This window comes from Sphingomonas kyungheensis (genome assembly GCF_037120395.1).
GTDB lineage: Bacteria > Pseudomonadota > Alphaproteobacteria > Sphingomonadales > Sphingomonadaceae > Sphingomonas > Sphingomonas kyungheensis.
The window spans coordinates 416150-433829 of the sequence record NZ_JBBBDM010000003.1; the positions used below are offsets into that span (position 1 = coordinate 416150).

15 protein-coding genes are annotated in these 17680 nt (G+C 68.5%); 7 read left to right on the top strand and 8 right to left on the bottom strand.

The features are described from left to right. Positions 1 to 125: 125 nt before the first annotated feature. From recA to V8201_RS09750, 4 genes are all read right to left on the bottom strand, one after another. Positions 126 to 1199 (bottom strand): recombinase RecA, encoded by a 1074-nt coding sequence (gene recA / locus V8201_RS09735; RefSeq protein WP_037536277.1) that lies wholly within the window; start codon positions 1197 to 1199, stop codon positions 126 to 128. A gap of 120 nt (positions 1200 to 1319) precedes the next feature. Beyond that, positions 1320 to 2153, bottom strand: coding sequence for a 4-(cytidine 5'-diphospho)-2-C-methyl-D-erythritol kinase (locus tag V8201_RS09740; RefSeq protein ID WP_336545155.1), 834 nt, complete (start codon positions 2151 to 2153; stop codon positions 1320 to 1322). Further along, the gene (locus V8201_RS09745) at positions 2150 to 3754 is read right to left on the bottom strand and encodes a tetratricopeptide repeat protein (protein WP_336545156.1); all 1605 of its coding nucleotides are present in this window, start codon (positions 3752 to 3754) and stop codon (positions 2150 to 2152) included. The genes V8201_RS09740 and V8201_RS09745 overlap by 4 nt, the downstream gene beginning before the upstream one ends. Next, on the bottom strand, positions 3726 to 5378 hold the full coding sequence (locus V8201_RS09750; protein ID WP_336545157.1) for an electron transfer flavoprotein-ubiquinone oxidoreductase: 1653 nt from the start codon (positions 5376 to 5378) through the stop codon (positions 3726 to 3728). Before V8201_RS09750 ends, V8201_RS09745 begins: the two co-directional genes overlap by 29 nt. A gap of 163 nt (positions 5379 to 5541) precedes the next feature. Here V8201_RS09750 and V8201_RS09755 point away from each other — a divergent pair, with 163 nt between their 5' ends. Both V8201_RS09755 and V8201_RS09760 read left to right on the top strand, forming a co-directional pair. After that, positions 5542 to 6270, top strand: a complete 729-nt coding sequence (locus tag V8201_RS09755) for a uracil-DNA glycosylase (RefSeq protein ID WP_336545158.1) — start codon at positions 5542 to 5544, stop codon at positions 6268 to 6270. Continuing rightward, on the top strand, positions 6267 to 8099 hold the full coding sequence (locus V8201_RS09760; RefSeq protein ID WP_336545159.1) for a lytic transglycosylase domain-containing protein: 1833 nt from the start codon (positions 6267 to 6269) through the stop codon (positions 8097 to 8099). The genes V8201_RS09755 and V8201_RS09760 overlap by 4 nt, the downstream gene beginning before the upstream one ends. Before the next feature lie 11 nt (positions 8100 to 8110). On the opposite strand, the gene V8201_RS09765 is transcribed toward V8201_RS09760, so the two are convergent. Next, positions 8111 to 8986 (bottom strand): hypothetical protein, encoded by an 876-nt coding sequence (locus V8201_RS09765; protein ID WP_336545160.1) that lies wholly within the window; start codon positions 8984 to 8986, stop codon positions 8111 to 8113. Between the two features lie 141 nt (positions 8987 to 9127). Between V8201_RS09765 and V8201_RS09770 the strand changes: the two genes are divergently transcribed. Further along, positions 9128 to 10915, top strand: coding sequence for a cation:proton antiporter domain-containing protein (locus tag V8201_RS09770; RefSeq protein ID WP_336545161.1), 1788 nt, complete (start codon positions 9128 to 9130; stop codon positions 10913 to 10915). A 303-nt stretch (positions 10916 to 11218) separates the two neighbouring features. Here V8201_RS09770 and V8201_RS09775 read toward each other — a convergent pair whose 3' ends face one another. After that, entirely contained in the window at positions 11219 to 11653 is a 435-nt protein-coding gene (locus tag V8201_RS09775) for a DUF488 domain-containing protein (RefSeq protein ID WP_336545162.1), read from the bottom strand. Positions 11654 to 11718: 65 nt separating this feature from the next. Between V8201_RS09775 and trmFO the strand changes: the two genes are divergently transcribed. After that, complete coding sequence (gene trmFO, locus V8201_RS09780; protein WP_336545163.1) at positions 11719 to 13083, top strand: methylenetetrahydrofolate--tRNA-(uracil(54)-C(5))-methyltransferase (FADH(2)-oxidizing) TrmFO; 1365 nt, start codon at positions 11719 to 11721, stop codon at positions 13081 to 13083. Here trmFO and V8201_RS09785 read toward each other — a convergent pair. After that, the gene (locus V8201_RS09785; protein ID WP_336545164.1) at positions 13019 to 13480 is read right to left on the bottom strand and encodes an EF-hand domain-containing protein; all 462 of its coding nucleotides are present in this window, start codon (positions 13478 to 13480) and stop codon (positions 13019 to 13021) included. The two genes, trmFO and V8201_RS09785, sit on opposite strands and share 65 nt — an antisense overlap. 56 nt (positions 13481 to 13536) lie before the next feature. Beyond that, a complete protein-coding gene (locus V8201_RS09790; RefSeq protein ID WP_336545165.1) occupies positions 13537 to 14154 on the bottom strand; it encodes a squalene/phytoene synthase family protein in 618 nt (205 codons plus the stop codon). A 108-nt stretch (positions 14155 to 14262) separates the two neighbouring features. On the opposite strand from V8201_RS09790, the gene V8201_RS09795 reads away from it, so the two are divergent. The 3 genes from V8201_RS09795 to V8201_RS09805 are packed head-to-tail and all read left to right on the top strand — an operon-like array spanning position 14263 to position 17470. Beyond that, positions 14263 to 16161 carry a TadE/TadG family type IV pilus assembly protein gene (locus V8201_RS09795; RefSeq protein WP_336545166.1) on the top strand — a complete coding sequence of 633 codons (1899 nt, stop codon included), beginning with the start codon at positions 14263 to 14265 and terminating at the stop codon, positions 16159 to 16161. Further along, positions 16158 to 16754, top strand: a complete 597-nt coding sequence (locus V8201_RS09800) for a TadE/TadG family type IV pilus assembly protein (protein ID WP_271298858.1) — start codon at positions 16158 to 16160, stop codon at positions 16752 to 16754. Before V8201_RS09795 ends, V8201_RS09800 begins: the two co-directional genes overlap by 4 nt. Continuing rightward, positions 16751 to 17470: a TadE/TadG family type IV pilus assembly protein gene (locus V8201_RS09805; protein WP_271298859.1), complete on the top strand. Its 720-nt coding sequence runs from the start codon at positions 16751 to 16753 to the stop codon at positions 17468 to 17470. Before V8201_RS09800 ends, V8201_RS09805 begins: the two co-directional genes overlap by 4 nt. Positions 17471 to 17680 lie beyond the last annotated feature (210 nt).

Genomic DNA, 17680 nt, shown 5'->3' on the forward strand with positions numbered 1-17680 from the left:
GACGCGCGACGCCGTCGATCGAACCCGGATCGCGAGCCTAGACGGCGCACCGCGAGCGCCCCAAAGACAAAAGAGGCCCGCCGTCACCGGCGAGCCTCCTGTCGTCGCATCGCGCCGGGCGCGCATCAGATGTCGTCGTCGGCTTCCGGTCCGGCCATCATCTCCTCGGCGACCTTTTCGGTCCGCTGACGGATCGCTTTTTCGAGCCGGTCGGCCATCTCGGGATGTTCGCGCAGATAGTTCTTCGAATTCTCGCGACCCTGACCGATGCGGACGCTGTCGTAGCTGAACCACGCGCCCGATTTCTCGACCAGCCCGGCCTTGACGCCGAGATCGAGGATCTCGCCGATCTTCGAAATGCCCTCGCCGTACATGATGTCGAACTCGACCTGCTTGAACGGCGGCGCGACCTTGTTCTTGACGACCTTGACGCGGGTGGCGTTGCCAGTGACCTCTTCCTTGTCCTTGATCGCGCCGGTGCGACGGATGTCGAGGCGGACCGAGGCGTAGAACTTCAGCGCGTTGCCGCCCGTCGTCGTCTCCGGATTGCCGTACATCACGCCGATCTTCATGCGCAGCTGGTTGATGAAGATCACCATGCAGCGCGACCGGCTGATCGACCCGGTCAGCTTGCGCAGCGACTGCGACATCAGTCGCGCCTGCAGGCCGACGTGGCTGTCGCCCATCTCGCCCTCGATCTCCGCGCGGGGAACCAGCGCGGCGACCGAATCGACGACCAGCACGTCGATCGCATTGGAGCGGACGAGCGTGTCGACGATCTCCAGCGCCTGTTCGCCGGTGTCGGGCTGCGAGACGATCAGCTCGTCGATGTTGACGCCGAGCTTCTTGGCATAGACCGGGTCGAGCGCATGTTCGGCGTCGACGAAGGCCGCGGTACCGCCGCCCTTCTGCGCCTCGGCGATGACGTGCAGCGCGAGCGTCGTCTTGCCCGACGATTCGGGGCCATAGACCTCGATCACGCGGCCGCGGGGCAGGCCACCGACGCCGAGCGCGATGTCCAGACCGAGCGACCCGGTCGAGATCGCCTCGACCTGCATCGCCTCCTTCTGGCCGAGCTTCATCGCCGAGCCCTTGCCGAAGGCGCGGTCGATCTGCGCCAGCGCGGCGTCGAGCGCCTTTTGCCGGTCGGTATTTGCGGTTGCCATGCCGGTGTCGATCACTTTCAGATTGGCGGCCATCGGGAGGGTCCTCGCTAGAGCAAGCGCGCCGTCGGGGCAACGCGTCTGTTCACCATGTACGGTGTTTGTTCCGCGAGAACAAGAGGGGAACGCGGGTTTTACCCGTTCGAGGGTGCCGGATCACGTCAGCCGCGTCGCCAGCGTCCACCAGCCGCAGGCGCGCGCGCGCGCCGCGGCCGCATCCCGCGCCGCCGGCTCGTCGAACAGCGCGAAGCAGGTCGCGCCGCTCCCCGACATGCGCGCCAGAAGCACGTCAGGCGCGGCGGCGAGCTGGGCGAGCACCGCGTCGATCACCGGCGCGATCGCGCGGGCGGGCGGCTCGAGATCGTTGCGGCCGGCGCAGGCGCGGGCGAGCAGGTCCCCGTCCTCGGCGATCCCGCCGCGATCGATCCCGTCCCAGCGCGCGAAGACCGCGGCGGTGCCGACCGCGATGCCCGGATTGACGAGCAGCACCGGCATACCCGCCAGCCCGTCGACCGGCACAAGCGCCTCCCCCTTGCCGGTGCCGAGTGTCGCGCGCCCGAGCAGGCAGGCGGGAACGTCGGCGCCGAGCGTCTCGGCGAGCACGAACAGCCGCGGGTCGTCGGTGGCGATGCCGTGCAGGCGGGCGAGTGCGCGCAGGGTCGCCGCGGCATCCGCCGAGCCGCCGCCGATCCCCGAGGCGATCGGCAGATGCTTGTCGAGCGTGATCGCATGCGCCTGGGCGATGCCGAACACGCCGGCGAACCCCTGCGCCGCGCGCAGCACGAGATTGTCCGCGGGATTGCCGCCCGCGAGCGCATCGGCGAACGGTCCGGTGATCGTGAAGCTGTCCGCCGCGGCGGGAACGACGGTGATCGTATCGCCATCGGCCGCGAAGACGAACAGCGTCTCCAGAGCATGATAGCCGTCGGCGCGGCGATGCCGCACGTGCAGGGCGAGATTGATCTTGGCAGGGGCGGGTTCGACGATCATCGCGGCGGCAATCCGTTCGCGGCCTTGGCGGCGAGCCGCTGCGCCTCGACCGGCGTCGCGGTCAGCGCCGCGGCGCGCCAGGCGTAGCGCGCCTCGTAGCGCCGGCCGCGGGTCCAGTAGAGATCGCCGAGATGCTCGCCGATCTCGGCATTGACGGTGTCGACCGCGGCGGCACGCTCGATCAATGGCTGCGCCCGCGCAATATCGCCGCTGAGGAAATAGGCCCAGCCGAGCGAATCGGCGATCGAGGAATCGTCGGGCTTGAGCGCATGCGCGCGTTCGAGCATCGCGATCGACTGCGGCACGTCGATGCCGCGCTCGGCCTGCGCATAGCCGAGATAGTTGAGCGCGAGCGGTTCGGCCGGGGCGATCGCCACCGCCTTCTGCAACGCGGCGCGGCTCGCCGGCCAGTCGCCCGCCTGTTCGAGCGCACCGCCATATTGCAGCCATGCGCTCCACGCGGTCGGATCGGCATCGACGACGCGGCGGTACCAGCCGACCGCCTCGCGATGCCGGTCGAGCGCGGTGAGCTGGTCGGCATAGGTCTGCCAGTCGCCCTCGCCCGCCCCCGGCCGCTCGGCCCCCGTGCGGGCGATGGCGAGCGCTTCCTCCTGCCGGCCGGCGGCGGCGAGGATCGCGATCCGCGTCGCCAGCGCGGTCGAGGCATAGGGACTCGCCGCGCCGATCCCGTCGAGCGCGGTCAGCGCGCGCGGCACCGCCTTGTCCTTGGCGAGCGCGCCGGCGAGCAGCAGCCGCACGCGATCATTGGCGGGGTAAGCGATCAGCGCGGTACGGGCGAGCGCGATCGACAGCTCGCTTGCATCCTGATCGGCAAGGTCGCCGGCGATCCGGCCGAGCAGCCGCGACACGCCGAAGCCGAGCGTCGGCTGCGCCGCATCGCCCTCGCGCAACGCCGCGAACACCGGATCGTCGCCGGCGAGCAGGCTGCGGGCCTGATCCTTCTGCCCGAGGCCGAACAGCAACTGGCCGGCGGAGAGGCGCAGGTCGATCGGCGAGCCGGTCTCGCGCAGCGCCTGGACCGTGGCCAGACCCTTTGCGGTGTCGCCGCGGGCGATCTGGATCAACGCCGCGGTCTCCGCGGCGAGCCGCTGCGCGACCGGGTCCTTGCCGGCAGCGAGAATCGCCGGCGCCGGGTTCTGCTTGCTCGCGAAGGCGATCCAGGCGCGCAGCGACGGCGCGAGCACGCCGAGCGGGGTGGTGGCGAGCGCATCGGTCGCGGCGCTCGCGCCCGCAGCGTCGCCGCGGGCGGCGGCGAGCGCGAGCGGCAGCAGCGGCAGGTCGGCGGGGGCGCCCGGCTGGCCGCGCAGCACCGCGGCGGCGCGGGTGGCGAGCGCGACGTCGCCCGCGGCGAGCGCCTCGCGATAGGCGCGCACCGCGACCGCCGCACTGGTCGGCGCCGCCGCCAGCGCGCGGGCATAGCCTGCAGCAGCGAGGTCGACGCGGCCGTCGGCATCCGCCGCCCCGGCCTTCAGGTAATCGGCAAGCCGCGCGGTGTCCGCCGCCGCCGGCGCGATCGAGGCACAGCCGACCGCCGCGGCGAGGATCAGGCGCTTACATGTTGGGATAATTCGGGCCTCCACCACCCTCCGGCACCACCCAGTTGATGTTCTGGGTCGGGTCCTTGATGTCGCACGTCTTGCAGTGGACGCAATTCTGCGCGTTGATGACGAACTTGGGCTCGCCCGTCTCCTGCCCGACGATCTCGTAAACGCCGGCCGGGCAATAGCGTTGCGCCGGTTCGTCGTAGAGCGGCAGGTCATATTCGACCGGCACGTTCGGGTCCTTGAGCGTCAAGTGGACCGGCTGGTCCTCCTCGTGATTGGTGTTCGACAGGAACACCGAGGACAGGCGGTCGAAGGTCAGCACGCCGTCGGGCTTGGGATAGACTGGCGGCTTGACCAGATCCTTGCGCCACAGGCTCTCATGATCCGGATGATGCTTCATCGTGAACGGCATGCGGATGCCGAAATGCTCGAGCCACATCGTCACGCCGGCAAGGCCGGAGCCGAGGAAATCGCCGAACTTCTTGACCAGAGGCACGACGTTGCGGACGATCGACAGCTCCTTTTTGACCCAGCTCGTCTCGAACGCCTGCGGATAGGCGACGAGCTCGTCATGCTGGCGCTGCGACAGGATCGCGGCGGCGGCGGCCTCGGCGGCCATCATGCCGCTCTTCATCGCGGTATGCGTGCCCTTGATCCGCGGCACGTTGAGGAAACCGGCGCTGTCACCGATCAGCGCGCCGCCGGGGAAGACGAGCTTGGGGATCGACTGCAAGCCGCCGTCGCTGATCGCGCGCGCCCCGTAGGAGACGCGCTTGCCGCCCTTGAGCAGCGCGGCGATCTCCGGATGCGTCTTCCACTTCTGCATTTCCTGGAAGGGCGACAGATAGGGATTGGTGTAGTTGAGCCAGGTGACGAAGCCGAGGCTGACCTGCCCGTTCGCCTGATGGTAGAGCCAGCCGCCGCCATTGGCGTCGTCGCCGAGCGGCCAGCCCTGGGTGTGGATCACCCGGCCGGGCTGGTGCAGCGCCGGATCGATGTCCCACAATTCCTTGACGCCGAGGCCATAGACCTGAGGCTGCGCGTCGCGCGCGAGGTCGAAGGTGCGGATCACCTCCTTGCTCAGATGGCCGCGGCAGCCTTCGGCGAAAAAGGTGTATTTGGCGTGCAGCTCGAGCCCCGGCGTATAGTCGGGCTTGTGCGTGCCGTCGCGCGCGACGCCCATGTCGCCGGTGGCGACGCCGATCACCCGCCCCTCGTCGTCGAACAGCACTTCGGCGGCGGCGAAGCCCGGGAAGATCTCGACGCCGAGTTCCTCCGCCTTGCCGGCGAGCCAGCGGCACAGATTGCCGAGGCTGCCGGTATAGGTGCCCTTGTTGTGGAGGAAGGGCGGCGTCCACAGATGCGGCAGCACCGTCTTCTTCGTCGGGCTGAGCACCCAATGGAGATTGTCGGTGACCGGCACCTCGGCCAGCGGGCAATCCTCGCGCCAGTCGGGCAGCAGCTCGTCGAGGCTGCGCGGATCGATCACCGCGCCCGACAGGATATGCGCGCCGACCTCCGAGCCCTTTTCGAGCACGCAGACCGACAGCTCGGCGCCCTGTTCGGCAGCGACCTGTTTGAAGCGGATCGCCGCCGACAGGCCCGCCGGGCCGGCGCCGACGATCACCACGTCATAGGGCATCGATTCGCGTTCCGACATCATTCCACTCCCGGCATCCCACTGGATGCATCGTGCTTGCGGTTGTCGGCGGCATGAAAAGCGTTCAGGCGCATCCCGACAACGTCTCGTCTCCGGATCGCGATCGGACAAGTTGACGCAAACGTCAACCTAGGGAAGGTTCGGGGAAACAAAAAGGAACAGCGTGGGGGCCGATCAACATAGCGACTGGCTGGCGGGCGTCGCGAGCGCGCTCGACTGGTGGCAGGAGGCGGGCGTCGACACGCTCGTCGCCGATACGCCGCGCGACTGGCTCGCCGAGCCGATGGTCGTGCCGGCGATGCCCGCCCCCGCCCCTGCCCTCGCGGCGGCGCCGGCCGCGGCGACGATGCCCGACCGGATCGCCGATTTCATCGCCTGGCGCGCCGGCGATGCGGTGCCGGAAGTCTCCTGGCGCGGCATCTCGATCGCGGCGAGCGGCCCGCACGATGCGGCGGTGATGGTGCTGGTCGACTGCCCCGACAAGGAGGATGGCGAGGCCGGCACCTTGCTCAGCGGACAGGCGGGCGCCTTGTTCGACCGGATGCTCGCCGCGATCGGCCTGAGCCGCGAGACCATCCACCTCGCCGCGGTCTGCGCGAAGCGGCCGGTCGCCGGCCGGATGCCGCCCGATACCGAGACGCGTTTGTCCGCCATCGCGCAGCATCATGTCGGGCTGGTCGCGCCGCAACGGCTGCTGCTGCTCGGCAATGCGGCGAGCCGTGCCGTTCTGGGGGCGGAAATGCCGGCGGCACGCGGGTCTTTACACTCATTTAACCATAGAAGCGGAAAGACCGGGGTGGTCGCCACTTTCCACCCGCGCTTCCTGCTCGAAAAGCCCGTGGCCAAGGCGGAGGCCTGGAAGGACCTGCAATTGCTGATCGGACCCGCATGACCCGCACGCTCGCCCTGCTCGTCGCGCTCGCGCTCCCCGCCACCTTCCCCGCCGCCGCGGACGCCGCGCCCGGCGATCCGGCCGGCGATGCGAGGCCGGTCACCGCCGCCGCGCTCGCCGATCGCATTCCCGATCAGCTCGATGCCGGCCAGCGCGAGGGCTATCGCGCGGTGTTCCAGGCGATCCGCGACGGCAGGTGGCAGGATGCGCAGCTCGGGCTCGACGCGATGAAGCCCGGCCCGCTGCACGCGATCGCCCGCGCCGAACTCTATACCGCCAAGGGCTCGCCGCGGATCGAGATGGAACCGCTCGTCGCCCTGCTCAACGAAGCGCCCGAGCTGCCCGAGGCGGAGACCCTCGCCCGCCTCGCCCGCAGCCGCGGTGCGGCGGAGCTGCCGCCGCTGCCGCAGGCGCAGCGGCTGATCTGGCAGGACGGCGCGCCGCGCCGCGTCCGTGCCAAGGCGACACGCAGCGACGAGGTCGCCGCCGGCCTCGCCGTGGCGATGCAGCCCTATATCAAGGGTGACATGGGCGCCGAGGCGCAGGCGCTGCTCGAATCGACGCCCGGCCTGTCGCCCGAGGCGCTGAGCGAATGGCAGGCGAAGGTCGCCTGGATGTATTATCTCACCGGCGATGACCGCAACACGCGCGCGATGGCAGCGAAAGCCGCCGCGGGCGACGGCGACTGGGCGGTCCAGGGGCGCTGGATGGGTGCGCTCGCCGCCTGGCGGCAGAATGACTGCGCCGCCGCGGCCGGCGAATTCTCCGGCGTCGCTGCGCGCGCCACCGACGTCGATCTGCGTGCCGCCGCGCTCTATTGGGCGGCGCGGGCCGATATGATGTGCGGCCGCCCCGACCGCGTGCAGGCGCGCCTGCAGTCCGCGGCGCAATTCTCCGAAAGCTTCTACGGCCAGCTCGCGCGACAGGCGCTGCTGATCCGCGATACCAGCCGCCCGTCGACGCAGGTCGTCGCCGCCGACTGGGCGCGGCTCGACAAGCGGCCGAACATCCGCGTTGCCGCCGCGCTCGCCGAGATCGGCGAGACCGACCTTGCCGACACCGTCGTGCGCCAGCAGGCGCGGATCGGCGACCCGGCCGAATTCGGCAGCCTGGTCCGCGTCGCCGAGGCGCTCAGCCTGCCCGCCACCACCGTCTGGCTCGCGCACAATTGCCCGCAGGGCGTCGTCGCCACCGCCGAGGCGCGCTACCCGACGCCCAATTGGACGCCGTCGAGCGGCTGGCGCGTCGACAAGGCCTTGGTCTATGCTCATACGCTCGAGGAAAGCGGCTTCCGCAACAAGGTGGTAAGCCCCGCCGGCGCCTATGGCCTGATGCAGATCATGCCCGCCGCGGCGACCGATTATTCGCGCGAACGCGGCCTGCCGCTCGACAAGGCGGCATTGACCAAACCGGCGACCAACATGGACATCGGCCAGCGCCATCTCGAGCGCCTGCGCGACATGGCGGGCGTGACCGGCGGACTGCTGCCCAAGGTGATCGCCGCCTATAACGCCGGCCCGCGACCGGTCGGCGACTGGAACGCGATCGTCCACGACAATGGCGACCCTCTGCTCTACATCGAAAGCATCCCCTATTGGGAGACGCGGGGCTATGTCACGACGGTGCTGCGCAATTATTGGATGTACGAGGCGCAGGGCGGCCGCAAGGCCTCGGCGAGCCGCTCCGCGCTGGCGCAGGGCATGTGGCCGCGCTTCCCCGGCCTGCCCGGCGCCGCCGCGGTCCGCATCGCCGGCCGCCCGAGCAACACCGCGATCGCGGTGAACGGCAGCGTCAGCCCGCAGTCGCGGACGACGGTGGCGGGGAATTGAGGCGGGCGATCTCAGCTTAGCGGCAAGGCGCGTGCCTCGGCCGCGGAGATATAGCCTCCGTTGACCAAATAGCTGCGGAGAGCGGCCGGATATCCTTCCGGCTCCGGGCGGTAGTAGTGGAGCATGATGCGCCATGCCGATCTCACCCGCCCCAGCCGGGCGGCGTCGGCGACATAAGCGGCGCAATTGCCGTTACGCTCGCGGAAATCCGACATGCAGATGCGCTTCCGTTGCGGCAGATCACGGGCAAACAACCTGCGTGCGCTCGGCTCGGCGGACAGGTCGGCACTTCGCCCCCGCCGAACGCCCAGCAATAACGGCACGCCTCGCGTACAAGCGGCACATTCGCCGGAGAAGTTGAAAGCGGGCGCTTCCAGCACGAAAGCAGGACGCCCGTCTGACCTACTTCGATCGGAGAACAGCTTCACCTCGCCGATAAGGGCGTTTGTGCCGAGGTAGGTAAGCGGCACGGCCTTGAAGCTTGCGGCATCCGGCTCGATGATCGTCACCTTGGTGCCCCCCGCCGAGCCACCCCATTGGTTGTCGATGACGACCCCATAATGTCTCGCCCGCGTCGACAAACGGATGATGGCGACCCGCACGAACGAAGCCTGACTGTCGCTGGTCATGCGGAACGGCACAAAGCCCTTTTGCGACACCGAAACGACGGCTTGGTTGCTCACGCCGTCAAACCGGCATCCTGCATTCTGATCGGGACCATGACATTCTGTTGCAGCGACCGTGACCGTCAACGGACCCGTCGATATCGATACGGTCTTGATGGGATGGATACCCCATACGCGAAACTCGGCGGACTCCACGGATTCGGCCGACGCCGGTCCCGTCCCGAGCAACATTGCGGTTAGCACACAGGCAGACAGGCGCATCGAAAAACCCTCCGGATCCTCACCATTATAGGAATAAGCGATCCGTCGGCAGACGCACAGGCGAAGGACCGCCATTCGCGAAGCCCCCCATCCTGACCATTGATGGGCTGACTTTCGCCGAACCCCCTCTACAAAGTGGCTATGGCAATCGGACTGGATAATACGGGGTTCAGCGATGCGCTGGTGATCCTGGGGGCGGCGGGGCTGGTGATCCCCGCCTTTGCGCGGTTTCGCGTCAGCCCGATCATCGGCTTCATCCTCGTCGGCGTGCTGGTCGGGCCGGCGGGGCTCGGCGCGCTGACCGATCGCGCGCCATGGCTCTATTACCTGACCATCTCCAACCCGCATTCGATCGAGCCCTTCGCCGAATTCGGCATCGTGCTGCTGCTGTTCTCGATCGGGCTCGAGCTGTCCTTCAAGCGCCTGTGGGCGATGCGGGCGCAGGTGTTCGGCATCGGTCCCGCCGAACTGATCGGATCGGCGGTGCTGATCGCGGTGGCGGTGCATCTGCTCGGCCAGGATTGGGGCGGTTCGGCGGGGCTCGGGCTTGCGCTCGCGCTGTCGTCGACCGCGCTGGTGCTGCCGCTGGTCGGCACCACGAGCCCGGTCGGCCGCGCCGCCTTCGCGATGCTGCTGTTCGAGGATCTCGCGCTGGTGCCGATCATCTTCGCGCTGGGCGCGATGGCGCCGACCGCGAGCCCGGACGGCTGGGTCGGCATCGCCGGAGTCGCGCTGCGCGGCCTGGCGACGGTGGTGGTGATGTATCTGGGCGGACGGCTGGTGCTGCCGCGGCTGTTCGCGCAGGCGGCGCGGACCAAGAGCCCGGAGCTGTTCCTCGCCGCCTCGCTGCTCGTCGTCATCACCGCGAGCGTCGCGACCACCGCGGCGGGGCTGTCGCCGATCGTCGGCGCACTGCTCGCCGGGCTGCTGATCGCCGAGACCGAATATCATAACGAGGTCGAGGTCATCACCGCGCCGTTCAAAGGCCTGGCGCTCGGCGTGTTCCTGATCACCGTCGGGATGAGCGTCAATCTTGGCGAAGTGCTCGCCAATTGGCCGTCGCTGCTCGGCGGCGTGACCGCGGTTGTCGGGATCAAGGCGATCGTCACCTTCCTGCTGCTCCGCGTCGCGCAGACCGGGCGCGGCGTCGCCGCGGAGACCGGGCTGCTGATGGGCAGCCCGTCGGAAACGACGCTGATCGTCCTCGCCACCGCGGCGCAGGCGCAGCTGATCCTGCCGTCGACCGCCGCCTTCTGGCAGACGGTGACCGCGATCGGGCTGACGCTGACGCCGCTGCTCGCGCAGGCGGGCAAGAGGCTGTCGCGCGGCATCGACCGGTTCGCGCCCAACGACCCGCTGCCCGCCGACGACGGCGGCGACGGGCCGGGCGCGGTGGTGATCGGCTTCGGCCGCGTCGGCCGGATGGTCGCCGACCTGCTCGCGGTGCACGGCCAGCGCTATCTCGCGGTCGAGGCGGATATTGATGCGGTCGCCGAGGCGCGGCGCAACGGCCACCCGGTGATGTTCGGCGATATCGCCCGCGGCGACTGGGTGGAGCGGCTCGACCTCGCCCGCGCGCGCGCGCTGATCCTGACGATGGACGATCCGGTGCTGACCGTGCAGCTGACGCGGCGGATGCGCGCGCTGGCCCCCGACCTGCCGATCATCGCCCGCGCCCGCGATCCGCACCACGCCGCCGAACTCTATCGTGCCGGGGTGACCGACGCGGTGCCGGAAACGCTCGAAAGCTCGCTGCAATTGTCGGAGGCGGTGCTGGTCGATCTCGGCGTCGCGATGGGGCCGGTGATCGCCTCGATCCATGCAAAGCGCGACGAGCTGCGCCAGACGATCCGCGCGGCGGCGGAACTCGACCGCGAACCGCGCATCCGGCGGGTGCGGCGGATGAGCGAGGATGTGCGGTCGGCCTGAGTGCGGGCGCAAGGAACGCAGGGAGAGGGTTCACGCGGAGGCGCGGAGGCGCGGAGAAGAAAAGGGTTCCACGTCAAAAAGCCGACGACAGGCGACTCAGCGAAACTGCTTGCTATCTCCAATGAGAATAGAGGAGGCGCTGCGCGCCGCGGCGCAACACCCCCGCGCCCTCTGCACCTCTGCGCGCAAACTCCTTCTCCGCGCCTCCGCGTGAACCTAATTTTCCGGCTGGTCCGCCCGACTAGGCTGAATCCTACCATAAGAGACCGATGGCGCACGAAGACCAGTCCATCGCGCTCGGCCTCACGTATAAAGATCGACCACCTCCGCGCCCTCCGCCACCGCGTCGAGCAACAGCGTGCGGTGGCAATGGGTCGGGTCCCGTTCGTAGCAGAGCAAGGCGCTCGGCTGCGTCGCGGCGAGGTCGAGCATCTGCGCGGCGGCGGCCTGCGCTTCGGGCAGGTCGAGCTGCGCGTCGTAGACCTCGGTCAGCGTCGCGACGTCGCCCTTCTTGGCGGCGTCGCGGCCGCGCTTCGGCGTGCCCAGCGCCTTGAGGTGGACATAGGCGATGCCCGCCTCGGCGAGACTGGCGGCAAGCGACGACTTGGAGAAGCCGGGGCGGCGCGACAGCGGCAATGCGCGCACGTCGATTACCTGCGTCACGCCGGCGCGATGCAGCGCGGCGAGGAAATCGGCCATCGTCGTGGCCTCGTACCCGATGGTGTAGATCGTCGTCATGCCGCCCCAACGCATCGGCGGGGCGGCGCGTTGCCCGCGCCGGCATCGCGGCCTAATGGCCTGACATGACTTATGACATCCATATCGTCGGCGGCGGCCTCGCCGGATCGGAAGCGGCATGGCAGCTCGCCGAGGCGGGCTATCGTGTCCGCCTGTCGGAGATGCGCGGATCGGGTGAGCGCACGCCGGCGCATCAGACCGACCAGCTCGCCGAACTCGTCTGCTCGAACAGCTTCCGCTCGGACGATGCCGAGGCGAATGCGGTCGGGTTGCTGCATCAGGAGATGCGCGCGCTCGGATCGCTGATCATGGCGCAGGCGGACCGGCATCGCGTCCCCGCCGGCTCGGCGCTCGCCGTCGATCGCGACGGCTATGCCGCGGGCGTCACCGCCGCGCTCGCCGATCATCCCAATGTCACGCTGGTGCGCGAGCGGATCGACACGCTGCCGGAGGGGCCGGCGATCCTCGCCACCGGACCGCTCACCGCGGCGCATCTCGCCGAGGCGATCGGCGGCGCGACCGGGGCGGAGGCGCTCGCCTTCTTCGACGCGCTCGCGCCGATCGTCCACGCCGACACGATCGACATGGACGTCGCGTGGAAGGCGTCGCGCTGGGACAAGGGCGAGGCGGATTACATCAACTGCCCGATGGACAAGGAAACCTATCTCGCCTTCCACGCCGCGCTGCTTGCCGGGGAGAAGAGCGAATTCAAGGAGTGGGAAAAGGACACGCCCTATTTCGAAGGCTGCATGCCGATCGAGGTGATGGCGGAGCGCGGCCTCGACACGTTGCGCTACGGGCCGATGAAGCCGGTCGGGCTCGACGACCCGCGCACCGGGCGCTGGCCCTATGCGGTGGTGCAGCTGCGGCAGGACAATGCGCAGGGCACCTTGTGGAATATCGTCGGCTTTCAGACCAAGCTCAAACATGCCGAACAGGTCCGGCTGTTCCGCACCATCCCCGGCTTGCAGAATGCGGAATTCGCGCGGCTCGGCGGGCTGCACCGCAACACCTTCATCCGCTCGCCGCAATTGCTCGATCCGACGCTGCGGTTGAAGAGCCGGCCGCATCTGCGCTTCGCCGGACAGATCACCGGCTGTGAGGGCTATATCGAGAGCGCGGCGATCGGCCTGCTCGCCGGGCGGTTCGCCGCGGCGGAGCTCGCCGGCCAGACGCTGGCGCCGCCGCCGGTCGAGACCGCGCTCGGCGCCCTGCTCGGCCATATCACCGGCGGCGCGGAGGCGGAGACCTATCAGCCGATGAACGTCAACTTCGGCCTCATGCCGCCGATCCCCGGTCGCACCAAGAAGGCCGACCGCAAGAAGATGTACACCGACCGCGGTCGTGCCGCCTTTGCCGGCTGGCTCAGCTCTCATCACCCGACGGCGCCGCAGTCGGCGGACATTTCGCCCGACCCGGCTTGCGCTTGACCGCGGTGGCGGCAAATTCGGCGGCGTCCATCGCCCCCGATTTGTCGCGATCAGCGGCGACGAATTTGGCGGCGGCGCGGGCGGCATATTCGTCGAAGTCGAGCCGGCCGTCGCCATTGCTGTCGAGCTTGGCGAAGCTCTTGCGCCGGTTGGCGAGATATTCCTCGCGGCTGATCGCGCCATTCTCGTCCTTGTCGTAACGCGCGAAGCGACGCTGTTCGCGCGTCGCCTCGGCCGCGGCGGGAACGTCCGGCTCAGCCGCCGGGGCCGGCGCCTCGCTCGCCTGCGCCGTCGGGGCCGCGGGCAGAGCCGCCGCCGGCGAATGGCGGTGGAGCAGCAACGCACCACCGCCCGCCGCCGCCAGAACTGCCGCACCCGCCGCCAGATATCGCCACATCGCCGAGCCCTCCTGCGATAGGGGAGCCTAGCAGCGGCGGGGCGACGATCAAGTCTTCACCGGCCAGTCATCCGAAAAGCCCCGACCTTCAATGCTTTGACGATAGGCGCAAGATCGGAGCGATCGAGCTTGGCAATTAGGGCCGATAGACCGACCGGACGCAACGTTCTTGGCCAAGTGCCTGAGAACGCATCGGCAAGTGCTTCGCCCGCCGAGTCTGCCGCCCGCGTCGCGCTGTCGCGGTCGGACAGATGCGCCGCGAGATCGGCCAGCGCCCACCCCCGCCCCGCCGGCGCGAGCAGCGGCGAGTCGCCGCCGAGCAGCCTGCCCGCGGCGGCGAAGAGCCCCTCCCCCCGCGCCCGCGCATGCGTGTCGAGCGCCGCGGCATCGATCGGGTCGGCGACGATCAGCGCCTCCCAGCCGTCGATCATCGTCGCCAGCAGGGCGCCGGATACGCCCTGGGGCAGCAACAGCCGTTGCAGCTCGCGGAGCAGCGGTTCGGCGGGTGCGGGCGCATCGTCGAGCCGGGTCAGCGCGTCGTGCCACCAGGTCAGCCGCATCTGCCCGACCAGCGGCTCCCGCGTGGTGCGGACGATATCGGCGAGCCGCGCGTCGAGCGCGAACAGCGCGGCCATCGCCGGCCGCATCGCCCTCGACACGGCGAGCAGCGCCAATGCGGTTCCATCCGGATCGGATTCGTTAACCATGCCGTTTGAGAGTGATTTCATACCAGGGGGTTAACCGGGACTATCCCAGTAAACAAACGTGAGCCGTGTTTGGCGATGCGCATCTTTCGCAATCGGTCTCGATCAGGATTTCTGTCCCGGCTGCGGCGCGACCGGGCCGGCAATACGCTGGCGATCATGGCGGCGGCGATGATTCCGCTGATCGGTTTCGCCGGCTCGGCGGTCGATATGGCACGGCTGTACGTCGTCAAGGTGCGGCTGCAACAGGCGTGTGACGCCGGCGTGCTCGCCGGGCGCAAGGCGATGACCGACACGCAGATGTCGACGCCGGTCGATGACGCCGCGAGCAAACAGGCCTCCGCCTTCTTCTACAACAATTTCCGCCCCGGCTGGTACCAGAACCGCAACATCAGCTTCACCACCAGCAAGGCATCGGTCAACACCACCCCCGGCGTCGCCAATGCGATGGGCGGCGTCGCGCAGACGACGGTGCCGATGGCGCTGATGGGATTCTTCGGCATCGGCGCGCAGACGCTGACGGTCAATTGCCAGGCGATCTTCGACGTCGGCGATGCCGACGTGATGTTCGTGCTCGACGTGACCGGGTCGATGACCTGCTATCCCTACGATTCGACGACCTGCAACAACGGCACGGAAAAACCCGCCACCACCTCCAACGGCACGACGACCTATTCGAAGATCGAATCGCTGCGCCAGTCGGTGCTGCTGTTCGACAAGACGATGCGGACGAGCGCCGATCCCTCGACGCATATCCGCTACGGGTTCGTACCTTACGCGTCGTCGGTCAACGTCGGCCGGCTGATCCCGTCGCAATATATGCAGGGCAGCTGGACCTATCAGAGCCGGCATCTGTCGCCGCTCACCGGTACCGGCGGGGTGCTGGCCGGCGACTATGCGTCCGGCGATACGAAAGCGGTCTCGCTGACTGGCGTGCCGAAGGCGATGTGCGTCGATCAACGTTATCCAAGCAGCGGCTTCAGCAAGACCGGTCCGGACTGGAGCACCAGCTATCCGCAGGCGATGAAATATTACAACACGAGCTGGTCCTCCTCCTCCGGCGGAACCTGCTCGGGTCGCGAACAACCCTTGCGCCCCTATTGGCGGTTCGAGCCGGTGCAATGGGACGTCTCCTCCTATCTGACGACGCTCACCGGCGGCACCGTCGCCGATCCGACCCGGTTCGACGGGTCGACCAGCGCCTGGTCGGGGTGTATCGAGGAACTCAACACCTCGACCGCGAGCAGCTTCGACGTCAACAATCTGCCCGACGACCTCAACCCGGACAGCATTCCCAGCCTGTCGACCAACAAGTGGCGGCCGATGTGGCCGGACGTCGAATGGTGGCGCGGGGCGAACCGGACCTACGTCGACGTCGCCGACGAGAGCATCAACGAAAACACCGTCAATTACCGCGCCGGGACCACGCTCGCCAACAACGCTTATGCCGCCTGCGTGCCGAAGGCGCAGCGTCTGGCGGTGATGACGGCGCAGCAGGTCAACGATTACGTCTACGACAGCAGCTTCAAGGCGTTCGGCGGCACCTACCACGACACCGGCATGATCTGGGGCGTGCGGCTGCTCGCGCCGAAGGGCGTCTTTGCGGCGGATACCGCGGCGTGGCCCGGGCGGCCGGCGCCGTCGCGCAACATCGTCTTCATGACCGACGGGACGATGTCGCCGAATGGCCAGATCTACGGCCAATATGGTGTCGAGGATATGGACAACCGGACCGGCTCGGCGAGCAACGACTCGCGCGATTATGCGACCCACACCGCACGTTTCCGCATCGAGTGCGATGCGGCGAAGAAGCGCGGGATCAGCATCTTCGTCGTCGCGCTCGGCACGTCGATCACCAGCGACCTGACGTATTGCGCGTCACCGGGACAGGCGTTCCAGGCGAGCAGCACCGATGCGCTGAAGAGCGCGTTCCAGACGATCGCCCAGCGGCTGGCGATGCTGCGGATCAGCCAGTGAAGTCGCCCCGCCCCACCCTCGCCGCGGATCGGCGCGGCGCGACTTTGGTCGAATTCGCCTTCGTCGTCCCGGTCATGCTGCTGCTCATCATGGGACTCGGTGACCTCGCCTATTTCGCCTATATGCAGGCGACGCTGACCGGCGCGGTGCAGAAGGCCGGACGCGACGGCACGATCCAGACCAACGCCTCGACCGACGCGGGAACGACGCTCGACCAGCGGGTAATGAGCCAGGTCAACCGCATCGCCAAGAACGCGACCGGGACCTCGTCGCGCAAGAGCTTCAGCCAGTTCGGCTATATCGCGCCCGAGCCCTTCTCCGACGACAATCAGAACGGCGTCTACGATGCCGCGACCGAATGTTTCACCGACGTCAATGGCAACGGCTTCCGCGACATCGATCCCGGTATCACCGGCCAGGGTGGTGCGAATGACGCCGTCGTCTATACGATGACGGTCCAGTTCAACCGCATCTTCCCGATCGCCAGCCTGATCGGCTGGCCGAAGCGCGCGACGATCAGCGCGTCGACGATCCTCAAGAACCAGCCTTATGCCTCGCAGGCCGGCACCACCGTGCAGCAGGTGTGCCCGTGACGCGCCGGCGGGCGCGAGACCTGCTCCGCGCGACCCGCGGCGTCGCGCTGATCGAGTTCGCGCTGACCATGCCGCTGGTGCTCGGCGTCGGCGCGTGGGGCACGGAGATGGCGTGGCTGGCGATCACGCATCTGCGCGTCAGCCAGGTCGCGCTCAACCTCGCCGATACCGCGTCGCGGGTCGGGCTGCTCGGCGCTTCGAACATCACCCAGTTGCGCGAGGCGGATATCGCCGACGTACTGACCTCGGCGCGGTTGCAGGGCGCGGCGCTCGATCTGACCAATCGCGGGCGGATCACGATATCGAGCCTCGAACAGCAGACGGCGGGATCGCAATATCTCCACTGGCAGCGCTGCCTCGGCATGCGCAGCGGCACCGGCTATGATTCGAACTACGACCGCAGCAACGGGACGATGGATCGCGGCGACGGCGTCGGCACCTCCCCCTCCAGCGCCGGCGTCGCGATGCCGAACGGCATGGGCGACACCGCCGCGACGCGGGTCAGCGCGCCGGTCGGATCGGGCGTGATGTATATCGAGGTGAGCTACGATTATAAGCCGGTGTTCAGCACCTATTGGGTGCCGGGCGGCGCCTCGGCGACGCGTATCCGCTACACCGCATCCTATGTGGTGCGCGACCGCCGCGACTTTAGCCAGATCTACAATCCGAGCCCGGCGGCGACGCAGTATTTCTGCGACCTATATACGGCGAGTTGATCGGATTTGATTGTGGGGCGTAGGTAAGATCATTGGGATCATCATCCCGCGACGCAGACCCGCAGCCGGGGTGACCCATCATTCGAAGCGGTTAGGTCAGGCCGGACTTGTTCCGGCATCCACCCGTCCGCAAGGGCATGAGCCGGTAGTTTGGCGGGACGGTGAACACCGGAACAGGTCCGGGGTGACGGCGTGTCGGGCGACGGTGAG

Excerpts from the sequence above, each read along its gene's own strand:
- trmFO (WP_336545163.1), top strand. The coding sequence starts at position 11,719 with ATGACTTATGACATCCATATCGTCGGCGGCGGCCTCGCCGGATCGGAA.
- V8201_RS09750 (WP_336545157.1), bottom strand. The coding sequence starts at position 5,378 with ATGTCGGAACGCGAATCGATGCCCTATGACGTGGTGATCGTCGGCGCC.
- V8201_RS09785 (WP_336545164.1), bottom strand. The coding sequence starts at position 13,480 with ATGTGGCGATATCTGGCGGCGGGTGCGGCAGTTCTGGCGGCGGCGGGC.
- recA (WP_037536277.1), bottom strand. The coding sequence starts at position 1,199 with ATGGCCGCCAATCTGAAAGTGATCGACACCGGCATGGCAACCGCAAAT.
- V8201_RS09760 (WP_336545159.1), top strand. The coding sequence starts at position 6,267 with ATGACCCGCACGCTCGCCCTGCTCGTCGCGCTCGCGCTCCCCGCCACC.
- V8201_RS09740 (WP_336545155.1), bottom strand. The coding sequence starts at position 2,153 with ATGATCGTCGAACCCGCCCCTGCCAAGATCAATCTCGCCCTGCACGTG.
- V8201_RS09795 (WP_336545166.1), top strand. The coding sequence starts at position 14,263 with ATGCGCATCTTTCGCAATCGGTCTCGATCAGGATTTCTGTCCCGGCTG.
- V8201_RS09770 (WP_336545161.1), top strand. The coding sequence starts at position 9,128 with ATGGCAATCGGACTGGATAATACGGGGTTCAGCGATGCGCTGGTGATC.
- V8201_RS09765 (WP_336545160.1), bottom strand. The coding sequence starts at position 8,986 with ATGCGCCTGTCTGCCTGTGTGCTAACCGCAATGTTGCTCGGGACGGGA.
- V8201_RS09775 (WP_336545162.1), bottom strand. The coding sequence starts at position 11,653 with ATGACGACGATCTACACCATCGGGTACGAGGCCACGACGATGGCCGAT.